The sequence below is a fragment of the Massilia sp. CFBP9012 genome (genome assembly GCF_034045115.1).
Lineage (GTDB): Bacteria > Pseudomonadota > Gammaproteobacteria > Burkholderiales > Burkholderiaceae_D > Telluria.
In genome coordinates this window covers 215,546-233,394 of the sequence record NZ_JAXCWM010000001.1, presented here as the reverse complement: position 1 = coordinate 233,394, position 17,849 = coordinate 215,546, and the positions used below count along the sequence as shown (strand labels likewise).

The window sequence follows — 17,849 nt, the reverse complement described above, 5'->3', positions numbered from 1 at the left end:
AAGACATCACAACAAGCCGGGACGCCGACCCATCAGGGCGCGCGTCACCGGGCATCGGCGGCTTATGCCGCCAGCATCAAGGAGACGAGAATGACAAGCGTTATCGACGCTGGACTGGTCGCGGACCAGAACGCCAAACTGGACGCGCAGCTGCAGGCCGACTACGAGGGATTGGGCGGCATGCTAGCGCGCCGCGGCCTGGACATCGACCAGCTGACCGCGCTGGCGCAGACCTTCGCCGTGGCGGTGCCCAGCTGGGGCGCCGGCACCGGCGGCACGCGTTTCGCGCGCTTCCCGGGCCGCGGCGAGCCGCGCAATGTGTTCGAGAAGCTGGAAGACTGCGCCGTCATCCACCAGCTGACCCGCGCCACCCCGAGCGTGTCGCCGCACTTCCCGTGGGACAAACCGACCGACGCATCGGAGTTGCGCGAAACGGCCAAGGCGCTGGGCCTGGCTTTCGACGCGGTCAATTCGAATACCTTCCAGGACCAGCAGGGCCAGGACCAGAGCTATAAATACGGCAGCCTCACCTCGACCAGCGCCGCCGTGCGCGCGCAGGCGGTGGCCCATAATATCGAATGTATCGAGATTGGCCGCGCGATCGGTTCGCAGGCGCTGACCGTGTGGGTTGGCGACGGCGCCAACTTCCCCGGCCAGCACAATCTGCGCGGCGCGCTCGAACGCTACCTGGACAGCATGCGCGAAATCTACGCCGCGCTGCCGAGCGACTGGAACGTCTTCATCGAGCACAAGCTGTTCGAGCCGGCGTTCTACGCCACCACCATCGCCGACTGGGGCACCAGCTTCGCCTGCGCCACCGAGCTGGGACCGAAAGCCAAGTGCCTGGTCGACCTGGGCCACCATGCGCCGAACACGAATATCGAGATGATCGTGGCGCGCCTGGCGCAGTTCGGTAAACTCGGCGGCTTCCACTTCAACGACAGCAAGTATGGCGACGACGACCTGGATTCCGGCTCGATCAACCCGTTCCAGCTGTTCCTGGTGTTTAACGAGCTGGCCGATGCCGGCCGCCGCGAGGGCGATGCTTTCAAGCCGGCCTATATGCTGGACCAGTCGCACAATGTAACCGACCCGATCGAAAGCCTGATGAGCAGCGCGGGCGAGGTGCAGCGCGCCTTCGTGCAGTCGGCCCTGGTCGACCGCGCTGTTCTCGCCGGCCTGCAGGAGCAGAACGACGTGCTGGAAGCGGCGCAGACCCTAAAGCGCGCCTTCCGCACCGACGTCAGCCCGATCCTGGCGATGGCGCGGGTGCGTGCTGGCGGCGCCGCCGACCCGGTGGCCTGCTACCGCGCCAGCGGCTACCGCGACCGCGTGGCCGGCCTGCGCCCGGCAAAGGCCGGCGCCAGCGGCAGCGGGATCGTCTGAGCATGGGCGTTCACGCCACGCGGGCCTTCCGCATGAAGCTCAAGGCCGGCAACGAGGCGGAGTACCGCCGCCGGCACGACGCCATCTGGCCCGAGTTGGCCGCGCTGCTCGGCGACGCCGGCATCCACGACTACGCGATCTTCCTCGACGAAGCGACGCTCGACCTGTTCGCGGTGATGAAGTTGCACCCGGGGCATGACCTCGGGCCGCTGCCCGATCATCCGGTGATGCGCAAATGGTGGGATTACATGGCCGACCTGATGGAAGTCGAGCCGGGAAACCGGCCGAAGGAGTGGCCGCTGACCCAGGTGTTTCACCTGGCTTGATTCAGATGGATCCGACGGCCTGGCATTGCCAGGCCGTTTTTCTTTCCCGGTCAGCGCGCCGGGAAGCTGCGCTCGAGCCAGGCCTTCGGCACCGGCACCACCACGATATTCATCGAGCGGCCGTCTTCTGACAGCATGGCCGACTGGATCTGGATGCGGGTGCCGTCGGCATTGAAGGTCGGGTGCGGATGGTCGGCGGCGGTGGTCTTGTGGCCGGTGGTGAGCATCATCATTTCGCGGTTGCGGCGGTCGATCAGGTAGACGCTGCGTTGAAAATCGTCGCCGACGGCGAAGCGGCCATCGCTCGAGCCATGCACGTGCCACAGGCCGCTGCCCGATTCGGTCTGGCCGACGATCTGCATCTGGCGCGTGCGCAGGTTGACGATCGCCAGGCCGGTCGGCTTTTCGCGGGTGCCGGTGGCGCCCCAGCCGTCGTCCTGGCCCGGATTGGCGCCGCCGACGTCGGTGGCGGGGCCTGCCACCGATGCAGCCGCTCCCGGGATCGCACGGTGCCCCATGATCGCCATCGCCACTTCGTCCTTCGAGATCACGGCCTCGTGCGTGACCCATTCATAAGGCGCTTCCGGATACAGCGGACGCAGGCCGCTGCCATCGGCGCGGACGGTCCAGGTGCGCTGCGGCGACTTGCCGCCGGTCTCCCAGCAGAACACGATCTCGCCCGGATTCCAAAGATTGGCCTGGATGTGGCCGACCTGGAACGGCACCGACACCACATGCTTGATCTCGCCGGTGCGCACGTTCAGGCGCGCGATGCCTTGCGGGCCGGCGCCCATCTTGCGCGGGCCGAAGGCTGGCTCGATCTTCGTGCCAGGCGCCAGGTGTTTGGCGGCCTGGCCCGGGCCGACCTTGAAGTAAACCCATTCTTCATCGGCGTCGAGCGCCAGGTCGCCGCCGGCTTCCAGTTCGGCCGGCAGGTTCGAGACCACGCGCTGGTACGTTGCCGCGGGCTGCATACGCTTGGCGGCGCTGTCGGCCAGTACGCGCGCCAGGTCGGTTTCGACGATCTGCAAACCAGTGTCGCCTTTTCGCATGTAGTACAGCTTCATCGACTTCTGCGCCAGGTTCAGCATGCCGGTATAGCCGCCTTCGGTCACCTGGACCAGGTCGCCGGTCTCTTCGTTCACCGCCAGCGCCTCGCTGCCGGCCAGGCGAGAGCGGAACACCAGCCACTTGCCGTCGGCCGTCCATTGCGGGTGGGTCGGATAGATCTTCGAATCGCCGTGCGGTTTGCTGGTCAGGAAGGTCAGTTCGGTGCCGGTGACCGGATCCTTGACGAGCTTGCGCTCCGAAGGAAAGCGCTTGCCGATCTGGGCCGACGCGTCGGCGCACAGCAGCAGCGCGACGGCCAGGCCGATCGCGGTATGAATAAGGGGTCGCATGAGGGTGTCTCCGTCTTGTGGATGTTGTCCGCTCATTGTTACAGTACGAGTTGCTCATTTCCAATCATATTACTGATTCTTTCTGCGTATTGACCGCCGTGGCTGATCGCGCCGCATAGAATCTGCCTATAACAACGACCGACGGAGACCGTGGCAATGACTGTTTCGCGCGCCCTGCAGCGGGTATTGGTATGGCTGGCGCTGGCCTGCGCCATGGCGTCGGGCCACGCGCAAAACCAGGCTGCCGCCGTGAGTACCGACCCCGCGCGTGCCCAGGTCGTGCTGCCGGAACCAGCCAACGCGGCCCTGCCTTCGATCATCCTGATCGGCGACTCCACCGTGCGCAACGGCCACGACGACGGCCAGGGCAAGGGCGCGCAGGGGCAGTGGGGCTGGGGGAATCCGCTGGCGGCCCACGTCGATGCGGCGCGCGTCAATCTGGTGAATCGCGCCGTGGGCGGTCTGTCCAGCCGTACTTACATGAGCAGCGGGCACTGGGAGCGCACGCTGGCCCTGGTCAAGCCGGGTGACGTCGTCATCATGCAGTTCGGGCATAACGACGCTTCGCCGGTCAACGACGACAAGCGTGCGCGCGGCACGATCCGCGGCGTTGGTATTGAATCCACCGAGATCGACAACCTCCTGACCGGCAAGCGCGAGACGGTGCACAGCTACGGCTGGTACCTGCGCAAGTTCATCGCCGACATCCGCGCCAAGGGGGCAACCCCGGTGGTGGCCTCGCTGGTCCCGCGCAAGGCATGGCACGACGATGGCCCGGATCAAGGCAAGGTGCGCCGCAACCGCGCCGATTACGCCGGCTGGGCGGCCGAGGTGGCGCGCACCGAAAAAGTGGGCTTCATCGACCTGAACGAGATCGTGGCGGGCCGCTACGATGCGATGGGGCGTGACGGCGTCATGGCGCTGTTCCCGGCCACCGTGCCCGAGGAGCGCGTCCATACCAACTGGGCCGGCGCGGTCCTCAATGCCCAGGTCGTGGCGACCGGGCTGGCAAAGCTGGGCGACCCGCGCATGAAGACCTTCCTGAAACCGGTGGACGACGTGCGGCCGGTGGTCGATGCGCGCACCGTGCGTGACGAGGCGGCGCGCGATCCGTCCTTGCCGACCCTGTTCCTGGTGGGGGATTCCACCGTCAAGAGCGGTGGCCAGAACGGGGCGATCGGCTGGGGCGAGCGCATCGCGCCGTATTTCGATACCGGCAAGATCAATGTGGTCAATGCCGCGATCGGCGGTCGCAGCAGCCGTACCTTCTTTACCGAGGGGCGCTGGGAACGTGTCAGGGCGCAGCTCAAGCGCGGCGACGTGGTGCTGATCCAGTTCGGCCATAACGACGGCGGCCGCATCGGCGACCCGGCCTCGAAGAATCGTGCCTCGGTTCCTGGCATCGGTCCCGAGACGGTCGAGGACACCCGGCCCGACGGCAGCAAGGAGCAGGTGCACAGCTTCGGCTGGTATATGGCGCGCTACGTCGCCGACGCCAGCGAAAAGGGCGCCACCGTGGTGATCGCCGCACCCATCCCGCACCGCGACAAGTGGCAGGGCGAGCGCGATTTCGCCAACTTCGCTGACTGGGGCCAGCAGGTGGCCCAGGCTGGCGGCGCCCACTTCATGGACTTGACGATGCTGATCTCGAACGCCTATCGCGAGGTTGGCGCGGCGACCGTCGACACCTTCTTCTCGGACGCCCGCACCCATACCAATGCCGCCGGCGCCGAATTCAATGCGCGCCAGGTCGTCGCCGGGCTGGCCGCGCTGCCGGGCAAGCCGCTGGACGCCTATTTTTCGCCACAGGCTTGCGTGCGCTGGGGCGAGCGCGGCGCCTTGCTGCACCGGGACGACTTCGACGGCGCCTTGCGCGGCTATGTGAGCGAATTCGCTCGCAAGCCCGGCAACGTCGTCACTAACCGCGATGGCCGCCTGCTGATCGACGTCGATTCCGGCGCCACCGTGTGGCTCGACAAGCCCCTGTCGGGCAACCTCCTGATCGCCTACACGCGCCGGGTGGTGATGGACGGCGGGCCGAACGACCGCCTGTCGGACCTGAACCAGTTCTGGATGGCGCGCGATCCGGCGCGCGATTCGCTCTTCACCCGCTCCGGCAAATTCGAGGACTATGACGACCTGGAGCTGTATTACGCCGGCATGGGCGGTAACGGCAACACGACCACGCGCATGCGGCGCTACGGCGACGGCAATCGCGCACTGGTCGCCGAACGCGTCGGCCGCGACGACCTGCTGGAGGCGAACCGCGATTACCGGATCGAGATCGCCGTGCGCGACGGCTGCACGCGCATGCGCGTGGACGGCCGCGACGTCTTTACCTATTACGACCCGCAACCGCTCACGCGCGGGTATCTCGGTTTCCGCACCACGTGGTCGCGCCAGACCATCGCCGGACTGACCATCCACCAAATCCAATAAAAGGAGACACAAGCAATGCAATCATCCAAGCCGCGCCACACCCTGATGGCCATACTCGTGGCGGGCCTGTTCCCGTTTTCCCTGAATGCGATCGCGCAGGACGCGCCGCCGCCGCAAGAAAAAGGGCCGGCCCCGGCCGACGCCATGCTGCATGCGCTCGACGTGAAGTACCCGACACCTTACCGCGCGATGGAAGCGGCCGAAATCAAGGCCGTGCTCGATCGCGTGTTCGCTTACCTGGACCGCACTACGCCGGCGGAGCTGATCGACAAGACCACGGGCGCAGCCATCACCGATGTCTCGACGGCCAATCCGAACGCCGTGCTCAAACCCGGTGACTTCCGCCTGAACAGCTATGAATGGGGCGTGACCTATATCGGCATGCTGGCAGCGGCCCAGGCCACCGGTGACACCCGCTACCAGGATTACATGACCAAGCGTCACACCCTGCTGTCGCAGCTGACCAAGGCTTATCTGCCGGCGGTGAAGGCGGATGCGCAGAACGCGCATGCGCCGATCAAGGGCTTCCTGAACCCGCATGCGCTGGACGACGCCGGCGCGTTGTGCCACAGCTTCCTGAAGGCCAAGGTGGCCGGCTCGAAGGTCGACTACGGCCAGATGATCGGCGTGTGCGGCGACTTCGTCACCAACAAGGAGTACCGCCTGAAGGACGGCACGCTGGCGCGCGGCGGCCCGGACGGAAGAGGCGGCCGCAAGATGCGCCCGCTGCCTGATACGCTGTGGCTGGACGATATGTTCATGGGCGTGCCGACCATGGCCTACCTGGGCAAGACCACGGGCGAGGCCAAGTACTACGATGACGCGGTGCGCCAGGTGCAGCAGTTTTCCAAGCGCATGTTCAATCCCAAGCTCGGCATCTACATGCACGGCTATGTCGAGGGCAAGCGCGATCATCCCGAGCTGCGCTGGGCCCGCGCCAACGGCTGGGCGGTGATGTCGATGGTCGAGGTGCTGGAGGTGCTGCCGAAGACCCACAAGGGCTATAACGCCGTGCTCGAGCAACTGCGCGCGCACATTCGTGGCCTGGCCGGCTACCAGACCCGCGACGGCTTCTGGCACCAGCTGATCGACCGCAACGACACCTACCAGGAGACCTCGGCCACCGCGATCTACGCCTACGCGATCGCACGCGCGGTCAACCGCGGCTACGTCGAACCCGAAATGTATGGTCCGATGGCCAACCTGGCCTGGAACGCCGTGGCCAGCAAGGTCACGCAGAATGGCCAGATCGAAGGGATCTGCGTGGGCACCGGGATGGCGTTCGATCCGGCGTTCTATGCTTATCGTCCGACCAGCGTCAAGGCGGCACATGGTTATGGGCCGACCCTGCTCGCCGGCGCCGAGATCATCGAGATGAACAAGAAGTTCAAGTTCGGGTTGAATGACAGTGGTTTGATGCTCCAGGGCGGGCAGCAGTAGTCTCGATAAGAGCCTTCCATTTGTTGGCCCAAGAACGTCGTCCCCGCGCAGGCGGGGACCCAAGTTTTCACGCGTAGCCACAGAGCTTGATCATAGTGGCAGCATTGCGGACTTGGGTCCCCGCCTGCGCGGGGAGTCGGCGTCGCCAATGGCGGCGACGACGTGCATGCGTTAACGGGAAAGCAGAAACACATGCGCCTATGGCGCCAGCGCCCTGAGCCGCTCCACCAGGCTGGCCGGGGCCGCGAAAGCGGTCCCGTGTCGCATCTTGTGCGGAAAGCGCATGCGCGTGCTGACGTCTTCCCAGTGCAGCATGTCGCGCGAGCGTAGCGCGCCGTAGTGGCCGGCGGTGTAGGCGTCGAAGTACAGCAGCACCTCGTCGCCGACCTGCAGCGCACTCGGTCCCTCGGCCCACAGGCCCACCGGCGTGACCGGTGCGCTCAATGGCCCGAATGGACCTTCCAGGCTGGCTGCTGAGGCGACCTGCAGGTATTTGCGCGGCGGGTGACGGGTTTCGTCCTTCACTACCAGCCAGTCGCGCCCCAGCGCCCGCACGAAGGTGGCGTCGATCACCGAGAAGCCCGGATCGTAGAACAACCGCGTCGGTGTGAAGCTGGCGAAATCCTTCGTGGTGGTGGCGTAGATGCGGTGGTCGTATTTCTTGTCGCCGGCAGCGTCGCCGCCGGCCTCGGTACGCGGGAATCGGCCCGGGATCGTCGACGACCACAGGATCAGAAAGTGCCCGCGCCCGGCGTCGTAGAAGACCTCGGGAGCCCAGGCATTGAGCGCGCCCGGCTCGTGCGCCATCACCGGCAGGCTGCGCTGGTCCGACCATCGCACGAGATCCGGCGAGGAAGCGTAGCCGATGCCGGGGTCGTTCCAGCCGCTGGTCCAGACCATGTGGAACAGACCATCCGGCCCGCGCGCGATGCACGGGTCGCGCATCAATTTGGCCGGGCCCACGGTGGGCGCCAGGAAGCTGGCGCCGCCGCGCAGCGCCTCCCACTGGTAGCCGTCGCGGCTGGCGGCGAAATGCAGTCCATCGGCGCCGTTGCCCAGGAAGTAAGAGAACAAGTAGGCCTGGTCCTCGCCGGTCCGGCTGGCCGGCAACGGGCCGGCGCATCCGCCGGTCCGGCTGGCCGGCAACGGGCCGGCGCATCCGCCGAGCAGGCCACCAGCCAGCAGGGCCAGGGTGGTACGGCGCTTCATCGGGCACTCCCTGGGGATGCGCCAGTGGTCACTTCGCGCTGCCCGTCGTCGCCGAGCGGCCGCGCTTGCGTGCGGCCGGGGCTGGGTGGCACCTTGAAGCCGGCCACCGGATCGGGATGGGCCGGGTCGAAGCGGAAGTCGGGGACGAGGTGGGCGGACAGCGCAAGCTTCGTCTCGCGCATGCCGAGCGCCACCGCCTTGGCCAGCAGGTAGCTGCCGTACGGGTTGTGATGGGTATTGTCCAGCTTTCCCGGCGCCGGCGAGGCGAATGCCGCCTTGGAGCCTTCCACGCCGAGGGCAGCGTATATGGTCTTGCTCATCGCATTCAGGTCGATGAAGGGGACGCCAAGCTCGCGCGCCGACTCGCGTGCGGCTTCGGCATAGTCGGTGAGCGAGGGCTTTACCCGACCCGCCTCGTCGAAGGCGCGGCGCTCGACCGGCGAGACGATTACCGGCAGGCCGCCGCGCGCACGCGCCAGGTCCACGTGGGTCTTGATCTCGGCTTTATAGGTCGTGAACGGACCGCTGCGGCCATCCTTGATCTGCTTCTGGTCGTTGTGGCCGAACTGCATCAGCAGCAGGTCGCCCGGCTGCATCATGCTCAGGATCTTGTCGATGCGGCGGCGCGCCAGCGAGTCGCGGTAGGTCTCGCCCGATTGCGCGTGGTTCGACACCGCAACGGTGGGGCCGAAGAAGCGCGGCAGCATCTGGCCCCAGCTGTTATACGGTTCGCCCGGCTGGTCGCTGACGGTCGAGTCGCCTAGCAGGAAGATGGTCGGCACGCTGGCCGGCGCGATCTCGATGCGCTGGACGGCGGCCGGGTCGCCATTGAATTCCAGGGTCAGGCGCTCGTCCCAGTTCCAGGCCTCGGATTCGGTCTCTCTCGGGGCCTTGAGGGCGACCGCGCCGGCGGCGACACCGGGCACGGGGGCGATGCGCGCGGTGCGCACATTGGCGACGAAGGTGCGCAGCACGCGCTGTCCGGCCGCTGCCGGCACGTTCTCGAGCATCAGCCGCCGCAGCTCGGATTTCACGGTGGTCGCCGTCGGCTGCATGGCATCGCCCAGCACGACGGTGACTGCGTAGTTGCCCTCGGGGAGACGGACCGAAAAATAACTGCCGCCGTCCTCGAAGCCGTAGCCACGCCCCGCGTCGTAGGGCGTGCCGGGCGCCACGCGGGTATGGCCGGCGGGCGTCTCGGCGTCGCCGAATACGAATTGTGTCGGCGCGGCGGCGTGAGCCTGTCCGGCCAGCAGCGCGCCGGCCGCCAGGCAGATTGCGTGAAGTTGGGTCATGGAGAATCGCATCGCTGGGTCAGAGAGCATCACCGATCAGCGCCAGGTTCTGGATCGCGGCCAGACCCCATTGCGCTGTATCGTTGGTGGTGGCCCATGGCACCTCCGTGACTGGATTGAGCGTGGCAGCTCCAGTGACCTTGGTAGCCACGAAGGGCGGATAGGGGCGCACGCCCGCGAATTCGTGCCAGGCGCGGCGCGCCAGCGCCGGGTCCTTGCGCCGCCAGGCCGCATAGGCCGTCAGGCGCGAGTGGCCGATCACCAGCACGTCGGAGCCGCCATGCGGCTTGCCGAGGCGGCGCTGCTGCTCGTCCTTCGGCGCGTTGTACAGTGCGCAGTAGTCGAGCCAGGCGTTCTCAAACGCCTTATCTCCGGTGAGGGCGATCAGCTCGTCGAACACTTCCACCGCCCCGAACACGGCGTTCAGGTGTGAGGCCTTGATGCTGTCGCCAGCCATATTGTGCAGGCGCCCGGTGCGGGGCTCGTAGCCCATGCGTTCGCCGCTGAAGAAGCCATGCTGCATGGCGGCGATGTCGCGCATGCCAGTCAGGATCTTGTCGCGGTAGCGGGTGTCGCCGCTGCGCTCCCACTCGGTCAGCCAGTTGGCGGCCAGCGATGCCCAGTCGGTGCCGAAGCTGGCGCGCACCGGATACGGGCCCTTGGGCGGCTGGTTCGGCAGCTTGCGCACCGGGTCGACCGCATCCAGGCGCAGGTCGGCGTCGAGCAGTTCGCGCATCACGTCGCCGGTACGCTCATCGGCCGTGAGGTAATAGTACATGCGCCGGTAGACCGCGGTGCTGATGCGCACCTGTTTGGCGCTGCAGCCCCAGTGCTGGACGTTGTGGCGTGTGCCCAGGCCGGCGAAGCGGCCCAGGTGGTAGGTATCCACGTCCGTGGTGTGGCGCACCATGGCTTCGCCCATGCGGAAGATGTCGGCGCGGCCGCTGCGCAGGAAGGCATACCACAGCCACAGGTCGGGCGAGAGTTCCGAATTGGCCCAGGCATAGCCGCCGACGTCGTAGCGCCATTCGTGGCGATCGGTGTCATAGGTATGGCGCACGTCGCCATGGTCCCAGAAGCCGTACCAGCGGCGCTGCTCGACCTCGTCGCGGTAGAAGGCGAAATGGGCGTCGAGCCGGTCTTCGATGTGCGCTTTGGCCGGCGTCGAGCGGTCGGGCAGGCCATACAGGTTGCCAAAGGCCTGCGTGGCCAGGATATGGGCTGGCGCCGCGCACAGTTGCGGCGGGGATTGGACCTGGGCCACCATGCGCACCAGCTGCTCGCGCGCCGGCGTAGTGTCCAGGGCCCACAGCGTGAACTCGCTGCTGCGCGCCACGCCGACCGGCGTGCCGAAGCCTTTCTCGTAATCCTCGTAGGTGACGTCCAACGCCTGCAGCTCGTCGGCATGCGTTTCCATGCCCATGCCGTCGTGGTAGAAGCGCAGGTCCATTGCCGGCGCATCGGGCGACCAGATCCATAGCGTGACCTGGGCGGCCTCCGTATGCGCGTTGCGGATATCGAGCTGGGTCGGATGGCGCTGCCAGAAGTCGCGCATGCCGAAGGCCAGGCCGCCGCTCGCTCCGCCGATATAGCCCAGGCCCGGCGCACGCCGGCCCCAGGCGGCGTCGATCCAGCCGTAGCCGGCCTTGGTGCGCTTGCGGATGCGGAAGCTGTCGGGCGAGAGCTGGGCCAGGCTGTAGTCGCCCCAGGCCGGGATCAGGTGCAGCGATTTGTTCACGCGCTCGGCGATCGGCGGCACCGCCTCGCCGGCCAGTTGCGCCTTGCGCACCGCCTCGCCCGGGTCGCGCCGCAAGCCGGTCAGATTGCGCACCCCCTCGGCCCACAGGCCGCCGTCCTCGCCGCCGAAGCGCACGTGGCGGTCGTGCGGTGCGTCGCCCAGGGGAACGTCGAAGCGCAGGCCGAGGCCGCGCACGAAATCCTTCTGCTCGTCGCCGTCGAACACGAAGGTGTGCATGACGCGCACCGATTCGGCGCCGGCGTACAGGTACAGGCGCAGCGTGAACGGCAGCCAGGAACGTGCACCGTCCTGCGCGCGGTGCATGCCTTGGAGCTTGACCACGCTGCGCTGCGGGCCGCGCTGCTCGAGCATGACATGCTGCAGCCGGCTCTCGTAGGCCGTCTGGCGGGTGCTGCCATCCGGGCTGTCGTCGCAGAGGGCGACCAGCTTGCCGGCGCGCGCGATGTCGCGTCCTCCACGACGCAGGCTGCGTACGAGCTCCGCGCCTTGGCGCGGGATCGTGCATTCGATGACGCCGGTGTCGATCACGATCGCGCCCGGGCTCTCCTTGACCGTCAGTTGCTTGCCGCCCTTGGCGCTCGTGCTTCCCGGCCGCAGCCGCAGTCGTTCCGGCGCCGCATCCATGGCTGGCAGCGCGTGCGCAGTCCATTTCAGCGAGCCATCCGGCCAGTAGGCGGTTGGCCAGCTCTGGCAGGGCAGGTCTCCCTTATCGCCCGACAGGACGAAGGCCTGCTCCTTGCGCAGCGCGCCACGCGGCCAGGGCACGCCGAAGGTGGTGCCGGTCATCAAACCAGGCCTGCCTTCGAGCCAGGATAGTTCCACGCTGCCCGGTGCGGCCGGCGCGGCGTCGACACGTGCTGCGTTCACCCCCAGCGGCAATGCGGCGGCCAGCGCGCCGGTCTTGAAGAAGGTGCGTCGGGACAGCGGCGCCATGCTGTCAGCGTCCCGCCGCCAGGCTCACGCTCACCGGCGAACGCAGGCGCGCCGCCTCGTCGGCGACGTGCTTCTGCCACAGCGCCTGGGTCGCGAACGGGCTGCCGCGGGTCCAGGCGGCGCCGACGTGGTAGCGCAGCGGCTTGCCGGACGTGACCGGCGCCGTCACCAGGCCGTTGCGCACGTCGGAGGCGAAGGCGGAGGCCGAGGGCACGATCACGGCCACGCCGAAGTCCCCGAAACTGCGCTGCGTGACCCATTGCACCAGGCTGCCGTCCGCCTTGTTCTCGGCAAAGTCGACCTTGACTTCCTGGCCCTTGTCGCTCGGCGTCTTGTGCAGGCCGACGGCGGCATTGAGCGTGGCCGGACCGCTGAAGGTGAAGGTGCTGTCGATGCGGTCGAAATAGCGGCCGGCGTCGACCGTGAAGCGCTTCACTTCGGCCACCTTGGCGCCATTGGCATCCCAGGCGTCGTAGTGCAGTTCGAATACGGTGCGGATCGGACCATTGGCCAGGATCCGCCACTGGCGGTAATTGGCGCCGACGTGCAGGGTCTTGCCGTCCCAGATGCCGGTGCCGCCGGCGCCGCGGGTCGGGCCGACGTTGTACATGTCGATGCCTTCGCCCTGGTCTTCATGGTAGTGGTCGTGGCCGATGTTGTACCAACGGTCGACCACCGGATACGGCACCCGCTTGAACCAGATATCGAGGCCGCTGGTAACCAGCACTTCCTTGTCGCTGCCCGGCGCCGCCGGCGCCTTGAGCGCGGGGCCGTAGGCGCGGTGCGCCAGCTTGTCGTTTTCCCAGGCGAAGTCGTCGAGCCGCTCCTGGACGAAACGCGCATACGTTTTGGGCGGGAATGGCGGCACGGTGGCGCCGGCTTTCTCGATCGTGAAGGTGGCCGACTTCTCGCCGGCCTTGAAGTCGTACTGGAACAGCAGCTCGCCATAGGCGGCGCCGATCATCTTCGGGTCCTTGGCGGTGGCGTCGACATTGGTTACCTGGTAAACGAGGGTACGGCCGGCGGCGTCCTTGATCACGAGCTGCTGCGCGCGGGCCTGGGGCAGGGCGTCGTTGACGCGGGCCCACGGGACCGAGATCGTCTCGGCCGGACGGGCGATGTCGAGCGCATGGTTGGCGGTCACGCTCAGGCGATCAAAGGCGCTGGCGTCGAAGGAGAACAGCGCGGCGACGGCGGCGAGGGGAAAGGTCAGGCGTAAGGGAAGGCTAAGATTCATATCGGAAGCTCTATCTGGATTGATCGGAAGTCTGCAGCGGCAGCGTCATGCCTTCGCCGAGGAAGAAGCTGGGGTGGGGCGGCTGGTTGTAGGCGGCATTCTGCGCCGCTACCTGCACCCGGTACTGGGTGTCGTGCATCAGGGTCGGGATGCGGTGCCGGGTCGGCGCCGTGGTGGAGAACACCAGGAGGGACTCGTCATTGGCGCTGCGCCAGACCACTTCTTCGCGCCAGTCGCCGAACAGGTCGGCCGACAGCACGGGATTGGCCTTGGTGCCGTTGATCGAGGCTGCGCCGTGTTTCGCGCCGTCGAGCAGCGGTTCGAGGCGCTGGGCCTGCGGGTTCCATTTTTCGATCCGGGTGCCGTCGAGCGATTCGCGCAGCAGGTCGCCATCCCACCACAGGCCGAAGTTGTAGGCGCGCGGGCGGATTGACGATATCTGGACGCCGGCGGCGTTCACCAGGCCGCCGGCCGGGTCGTTGATGCCGCCGATAGCGGCCCAGCACTCGTTGCCGGGGTGCGCGGGATCGATGTCCATGCAGATGCCGCGCCCAACGTCGATGGTGCTGGCGATGCCCCACAAGACCTTGCCGGTGGCGGCGTCGTGCATCTCGGCGCCGTTGCCGCGGTAGCACGATGGCGACTCGTGCACCATGAACACCTGCAGGCCGGGCCGGCTGGGGTCGTGCTTGCCGACGTGCAGGGCGTCGCCGTGACACAGGCCGGTGCTGTACATCAGGGTGCCGTCGCTCCTGATGGTGGCGGCGCCGTAGACGATGTCGTCGTGGCCGTCGCCATCGGCGTCGGCCACGGCCATCCAGTGCGCGCCCTGGCCGGCGGCGGCGGCGTTGGCGGGCGCATCGCTGTCGAATACCCAGCGCCGGGTGAGCCGGTTGTCGCGCCAGTCCCATACCGCGAGCACGGCGCGCGTGTAGTAGCCGCGCGCGAACACGGCGCTCGGCCGCTTGCCGTCGAGGTAGGCCACGCCTCCCAGGAAGCGGTCGACCCGGTTGCCGTAGGCATCCCCCCAGGCCGCGACGTCGCCGCGCCGAGGCGTGTAATCGGTGCTGGCCAGCGCGGCGCCGGTGCGGCCGTCGAATACGGTCAGGAACTCGGGGCCGGCCAGGATGTAGCCGGCCTTGTTGCGATGGTCCGCCGCCGGGTCGCCGATGGCCTTGCCGGTCCCATCGACCGTGCCGTCGGCGGTCTTGGCCATCAGTTCGGCGCGGCCGTCGCCGTCGAAGTCGAAGGCGAGATAGGTCGTGTAGTGGGCGCCGGCGCGGATGTTTTTGCCCAGGTCGATGCGCCACATGAACGTGCCGTCCAGGCGGTAAGCGTCGATCAGGGTCGATCCGGTATAGCCGCGATGTGCATTGTCGTGGGCATTGGTCGGCTGCCACTTGACCAGCAATTCGTAGACGCCGTCGCCATCGAGGTCGGCGGCCGAACCATCGTTGACGCCGTAGGTATAGGCCTCGCCGTCCGGGGTTACGCCACCAGCGGGTTTGCGCAAGGGGATGGTCTTGAACGGCTGCGGCCAGGTGGCGCCGGCGCGCGCATCGACCTGACTCTCGCTGCCCTTGCTCACAGCGCGTACGCTATAGGCCGCGCTGGCGGCGGCACCGACGTCGACGAAGTTGGTGGCGGTTAGCGGCTCGCCGTTGACGCGCACGCCGTCGCGGTACAGGTTGAAGGTGGTGGCCGGGTCCTCCGGCCCGAGTGCGCGCCAGCTGATGAAATTGCCGTCGCCGGTGTGGATCGCGACCACGCCGCGATCGAGGGGTTCCAGCTGGCGGCCCGGGGTGGCGCAGGCGGTGCAGGCCAGTGCCAGCAGCGCGAGGGCCGCGCCGCGTTTCAGTGCTTGGTAGTGGAAGGGGGACGCCATGGTTATCCTGTCGCTGATCAAGGCTTGCCCGGCCGAGTATTCATTTTCCGCTCGGGAAGTGTCAACGGGCGGGTGGTCCGGAGGTCCATTTAATCAGGCGCTTGAGCGTTTGCAGCGCATGTCAATACCGTGCGCGCGATCAGGCCACTGATTATCCTGGCCCTGTCGATGGACGCGAAGGTGGGCGACGGCGTAGACTGCGGATTCGATCCGCTCATCTGCTCATCCTGACCCCGTACATGATCATTTCGTCCGCCACCGACTTCCGCCAGGCCGCGCGCCGCCGGCTGCCTCCCTTCCTGTTCCACTACCTCGACGGCGGCGCCGGCGCTGAGCAGACCCTGCGCAGCAATGTCGACGACCTACAGGCGATCAAGCTGCGCCAGCGTGTGCTGCGCGGCTCCGAGCAGCTCGATTTGAACGTGCAGTGGTTCGGCGAAGACTATTCGCTGCCGATCGCGCTGGCGCCGGTGGGCCTGACCGGCATGTATGCCCGGCGCGGCGAGGTGCAGGCGGTGCGCGCCGCCTGTCACCGCAACATCCCGTTCATCCAGTCGACCGTCTCGGTGTGCCCGTTGGCCGAGGTGGCGGCACAGGCCGCGCATCCGATCTGGTTCCAGCTGTACGTGCTGAAGGACCGCGGCTTCATGCGCGACGTGATGCGCCGTGCATGGGAACTCGGCTCGCGCACCCTGGTGTTCACGGTGGACATGCCGGTGCCCGGCGCGCGCTACCGCGACGCCCACAGCGGCATGAGCGGACCGAACGCGCCGCTGCGGCGCATGCTGCAGGCCGCGCTGCATCCGCGCTGGGCCTGGGACGTGGGCCTGTTCGGGCGTCCGCACGACCTGGGCAACATCACGGCCTATCGCGGCAGCGCGACCGGCCTGGCCGACTACATCGGCTGGCTCGGCGCCAATTTCGATCCCGGCATCGCCTGGCCCGACCTGCAGTGGATCCGCGACGAGTGGCAGGGCAAGCTGGTGATCAAGGGGATTCTCGATCCGGAGGATGCGCGCGATGCGCTGGCCTTCGGCGCCGACGGCATCGTGGTGTCCAACCACGGCGGTCGTCAGCTCGATGGCGCGCCGTCGAGCGCCGCGGTGCTGCCGGCCATCGCGGCCGCGGTCCAGGGGCAGATGACGATCTTCGCCGACGGCGGCGTGCGCACCGGGACCGACGTGTTCCGCATGCTGGCGCTGGGGGCGGACGGCGTCCTGCTGGGGCGCGCCTTCGTGTATGCGCTGGCCACGCAGGGCCAGGCCGGGGTCGAGCGCCTGCTGCAGATCATGGAGAAGGACTTGCGCACCAATATGGTCCTGACCGGCGTGCGCTCGGTCAGCGAGATCGGGCCGCACCTGCTGGCGGCCTGACAGTCCTTTGGGCGCCGCTTACTCTTCCGGGTCCGGCTTCACGCGCGTGAGCTTGTAGTCGGCGGCGGAACGCTCGAGCGCCAGGCCAAGTACGTCCTTCAGCTCGTCGGGGCTCGCGCCCTGATCGAGCTGGCGCTTGGCGAAGGTGTTGCGCAAGGTGCGCCCGCCGGAGCGCGACAAGTCCATGCCGGCCCGCTCAAAGGTAGCGCGCATCTGCATATAGACGGTTTTCCTGGTCATCCTGGCGCCGGTGAGGTTGGCCGGGAAGACGAACTCGCCCGGGATCGCCATCGTTTCCCGCTCCTCCAGCCAGGCCTGCAATTCGTCGGCGCCTTCACGGGGGAGGGTGACCTCGTGTTCATGGCTGGTGTCGAGTTTTTCGGTCGGCGTGATCGTCAGCACGAGCGCGCCGTCGATCGATGCCTGGCGACCGACTTCTGTGATCAACAGGCCGACCGCCTCTGTTACTTTCAGCCCCGCCAGCGCGATGACCACCTGCATGGCCCGGTCGCGGCGGCGCTTCCAGCCATCGAATGGGGTGTTGCGGCGTTTGCGCGGCGCCTCGGCCGGCAGCGCGGCGAAGAAGCGCTGCAGCTGGTCTTCCGACAGGGTGCGTCCGGCCTCGTCCTTCGCGATGTGGGCGCGGTCGATGCCGAGGATCGCCTCTTGCGCTGGATTGGGCACGACCCCGAGATGCTCGTAGCAGCGTTCGAGCAGGCGCAGGTAGCGGTAGGCGATCTTGCTGTTCAGGACGCGCTTGCCCCTGACCGTGCGGCCGATGAAGCGCAGCAGGTCGGCCTGCGTGACCCGGGAGAAGGTGATGCGTTGTTCCTGCAGCCAGCCCGCCAGGTTGTTGAACATGAACAGGTAGATCTTCGCCGACTCGGCGGACAGCACCCGCAGCGTGCCGTCGGCGCGCTGGCGTCGACCGGTTTCGGCGAAGGCCGTGGTGGATATGAAGGCCTTGAAGGATTTGAATGGGTCGGCGTCCCATGAAGTAGAGGTGGGCATGGCGAGGCGCGATGGATTGGGGTTGGTGTAACCTTATCATAAAATGTAACTAACCAACAAGGAGCGCAAAGCGCACCAAATCATCATGCGCCACGGACTACGGAAAGAATAACGATCTTTTTGCAGGCAGCCAGAGGGGAGGTCGAGGTGCACCAT

The 17,849-nt window shown here is 67.3% G+C and carries 12 protein-coding genes; 5 read left to right on the top strand and 7 right to left on the bottom strand.

Translation table 11 applies throughout. The annotated features are described in order from the left end of the window. Positions 1-90 precede the first annotated feature (90 nt). Together rhaI and SOM61_RS00910 are read left to right on the top strand one after the other, a co-directional pair. On the top strand, positions 91-1,386 hold the full coding sequence (gene rhaI, locus SOM61_RS00915; RefSeq protein WP_320472329.1) for an L-rhamnose catabolism isomerase: 1,296 nt from the start codon (positions 91-93) through the stop codon (positions 1,384-1,386). 2 nt (positions 1,387-1,388) lie between these two features. Beyond that, positions 1,389-1,712: an L-rhamnose mutarotase gene (locus tag SOM61_RS00910; RefSeq protein WP_320472328.1), complete on the top strand. Its 324-nt coding sequence runs from the start codon at positions 1,389-1,391 to the stop codon at positions 1,710-1,712. 50 nt (positions 1,713-1,762) lie between these two features. On the opposite strand, the gene SOM61_RS00905 is transcribed toward SOM61_RS00910, so the two are convergent. Further along, the gene (locus tag SOM61_RS00905; protein WP_320472327.1) at positions 1,763-3,112 is read right to left on the bottom strand and encodes a TolB family protein; all 1,350 of its coding nucleotides are present in this window, start codon (positions 3,110-3,112) and stop codon (positions 1,763-1,765) included. 156 nt (positions 3,113-3,268) lie between these two features. On the opposite strand from SOM61_RS00905, the gene SOM61_RS00900 reads away from it, so the two are divergent. Both SOM61_RS00900 and SOM61_RS00895 read left to right on the top strand, forming a co-directional pair. Beyond that, positions 3,269-5,551, top strand: coding sequence for a DUF6250 domain-containing protein (locus SOM61_RS00900; RefSeq protein WP_320472326.1), 2,283 nt, complete (start codon positions 3,269-3,271; stop codon positions 5,549-5,551). A gap of 15 nt (positions 5,552-5,566) precedes the next feature. Further along, positions 5,567-6,991, top strand: a complete 1,425-nt coding sequence (locus tag SOM61_RS00895; protein WP_320472325.1) for a glycoside hydrolase family 88/105 protein — start codon at positions 5,567-5,569, stop codon at positions 6,989-6,991. 198 nt (positions 6,992-7,189) lie between these two features. Here the strand turns inward: SOM61_RS00895 and SOM61_RS00890 are convergent, their stop codons facing one another. The 5 genes from SOM61_RS00890 to SOM61_RS00870 are packed head-to-tail and all read right to left on the bottom strand — an operon-like array spanning position 7,190 to position 15,309. Next, positions 7,190-8,200: a glycoside hydrolase family 43 protein gene (locus SOM61_RS00890; RefSeq protein ID WP_320472324.1), complete on the bottom strand. Its 1,011-nt coding sequence runs from the start codon at positions 8,198-8,200 to the stop codon at positions 7,190-7,192. Next, on the bottom strand, positions 8,197-9,495 hold the full coding sequence (locus SOM61_RS00885; protein WP_320472323.1) for a rhamnogalacturonan acetylesterase: 1,299 nt from the start codon (positions 9,493-9,495) through the stop codon (positions 8,197-8,199). Before SOM61_RS00885 ends, SOM61_RS00890 begins: the two co-directional genes overlap by 4 nt. A gap of 19 nt (positions 9,496-9,514) precedes the next feature. Beyond that, positions 9,515-12,187 (bottom strand): exo-rhamnogalacturonan lyase family protein, encoded by a 2,673-nt coding sequence (locus SOM61_RS00880; RefSeq protein ID WP_320472322.1) that lies wholly within the window; start codon positions 12,185-12,187, stop codon positions 9,515-9,517. Positions 12,188-12,191: 4 nt separating this feature from the next. After that, positions 12,192-13,424, bottom strand: a complete 1,233-nt coding sequence (locus SOM61_RS00875) for a DUF4861 family protein (RefSeq protein WP_320472321.1) — start codon at positions 13,422-13,424, stop codon at positions 12,192-12,194. A 10-nt stretch (positions 13,425-13,434) separates the two neighbouring features. Then, positions 13,435-15,309: a rhamnogalacturonan lyase gene (locus SOM61_RS00870; protein WP_320472320.1), complete on the bottom strand. Its 1,875-nt coding sequence runs from the start codon at positions 15,307-15,309 to the stop codon at positions 13,435-13,437. 239 nt (positions 15,310-15,548) lie between these two features. Here SOM61_RS00870 and lldD point away from each other — a divergent pair, with 239 nt between their 5' ends. Continuing rightward, complete coding sequence (lldD, locus tag SOM61_RS00865) at positions 15,549-16,682, top strand: FMN-dependent L-lactate dehydrogenase LldD (RefSeq protein ID WP_320472319.1); 1,134 nt, start codon at positions 15,549-15,551, stop codon at positions 16,680-16,682. 18 nt (positions 16,683-16,700) lie between these two features. Here the strand turns inward: lldD and SOM61_RS00860 are convergent, their stop codons facing one another. Further along, positions 16,701-17,693 carry a site-specific integrase gene (locus tag SOM61_RS00860; protein ID WP_320472318.1) on the bottom strand — a complete coding sequence of 331 codons (993 nt, stop codon included), beginning with the start codon at positions 17,691-17,693 and terminating at the stop codon, positions 16,701-16,703. Positions 17,694-17,849 lie beyond the last annotated feature (156 nt).

Bases quoted from the DNA above. Each gene is read 5' to 3' on its own strand.
- rhaI (WP_320472329.1), top strand. From the start codon at position 91: ATGACAAGCGTTATCGACGCTGGACTGGTCGCGGACCAGAACGCCAAA.
- SOM61_RS00910 (WP_320472328.1), top strand. From the start codon at position 1,389: ATGGGCGTTCACGCCACGCGGGCCTTCCGCATGAAGCTCAAGGCCGGC.
- SOM61_RS00905 (WP_320472327.1), bottom strand. From the start codon at position 3,112: ATGCGACCCCTTATTCATACCGCGATCGGCCTGGCCGTCGCGCTGCTG.
- SOM61_RS00900 (WP_320472326.1), top strand. From the start codon at position 3,269: ATGACTGTTTCGCGCGCCCTGCAGCGGGTATTGGTATGGCTGGCGCTG.
- SOM61_RS00895 (WP_320472325.1), top strand. From the start codon at position 5,567: ATGCAATCATCCAAGCCGCGCCACACCCTGATGGCCATACTCGTGGCG.
- SOM61_RS00890 (WP_320472324.1), bottom strand. From the start codon at position 8,200: ATGAAGCGCCGTACCACCCTGGCCCTGCTGGCTGGTGGCCTGCTCGGC.
- SOM61_RS00885 (WP_320472323.1), bottom strand. From the start codon at position 9,495: ATGACCCAACTTCACGCAATCTGCCTGGCGGCCGGCGCGCTGCTGGCC.
- SOM61_RS00880 (WP_320472322.1), bottom strand. From the start codon at position 12,187: ATGGCGCCGCTGTCCCGACGCACCTTCTTCAAGACCGGCGCGCTGGCC.
- SOM61_RS00875 (WP_320472321.1), bottom strand. From the start codon at position 13,424: ATGAATCTTAGCCTTCCCTTACGCCTGACCTTTCCCCTCGCCGCCGTC.
- SOM61_RS00870 (WP_320472320.1), bottom strand. From the start codon at position 15,309: ATGGCGTCCCCCTTCCACTACCAAGCACTGAAACGCGGCGCGGCCCTC.
- lldD (WP_320472319.1), top strand. From the start codon at position 15,549: ATGATCATTTCGTCCGCCACCGACTTCCGCCAGGCCGCGCGCCGCCGG.
- SOM61_RS00860 (WP_320472318.1), bottom strand. From the start codon at position 17,693: ATGCCCACCTCTACTTCATGGGACGCCGACCCATTCAAATCCTTCAAG.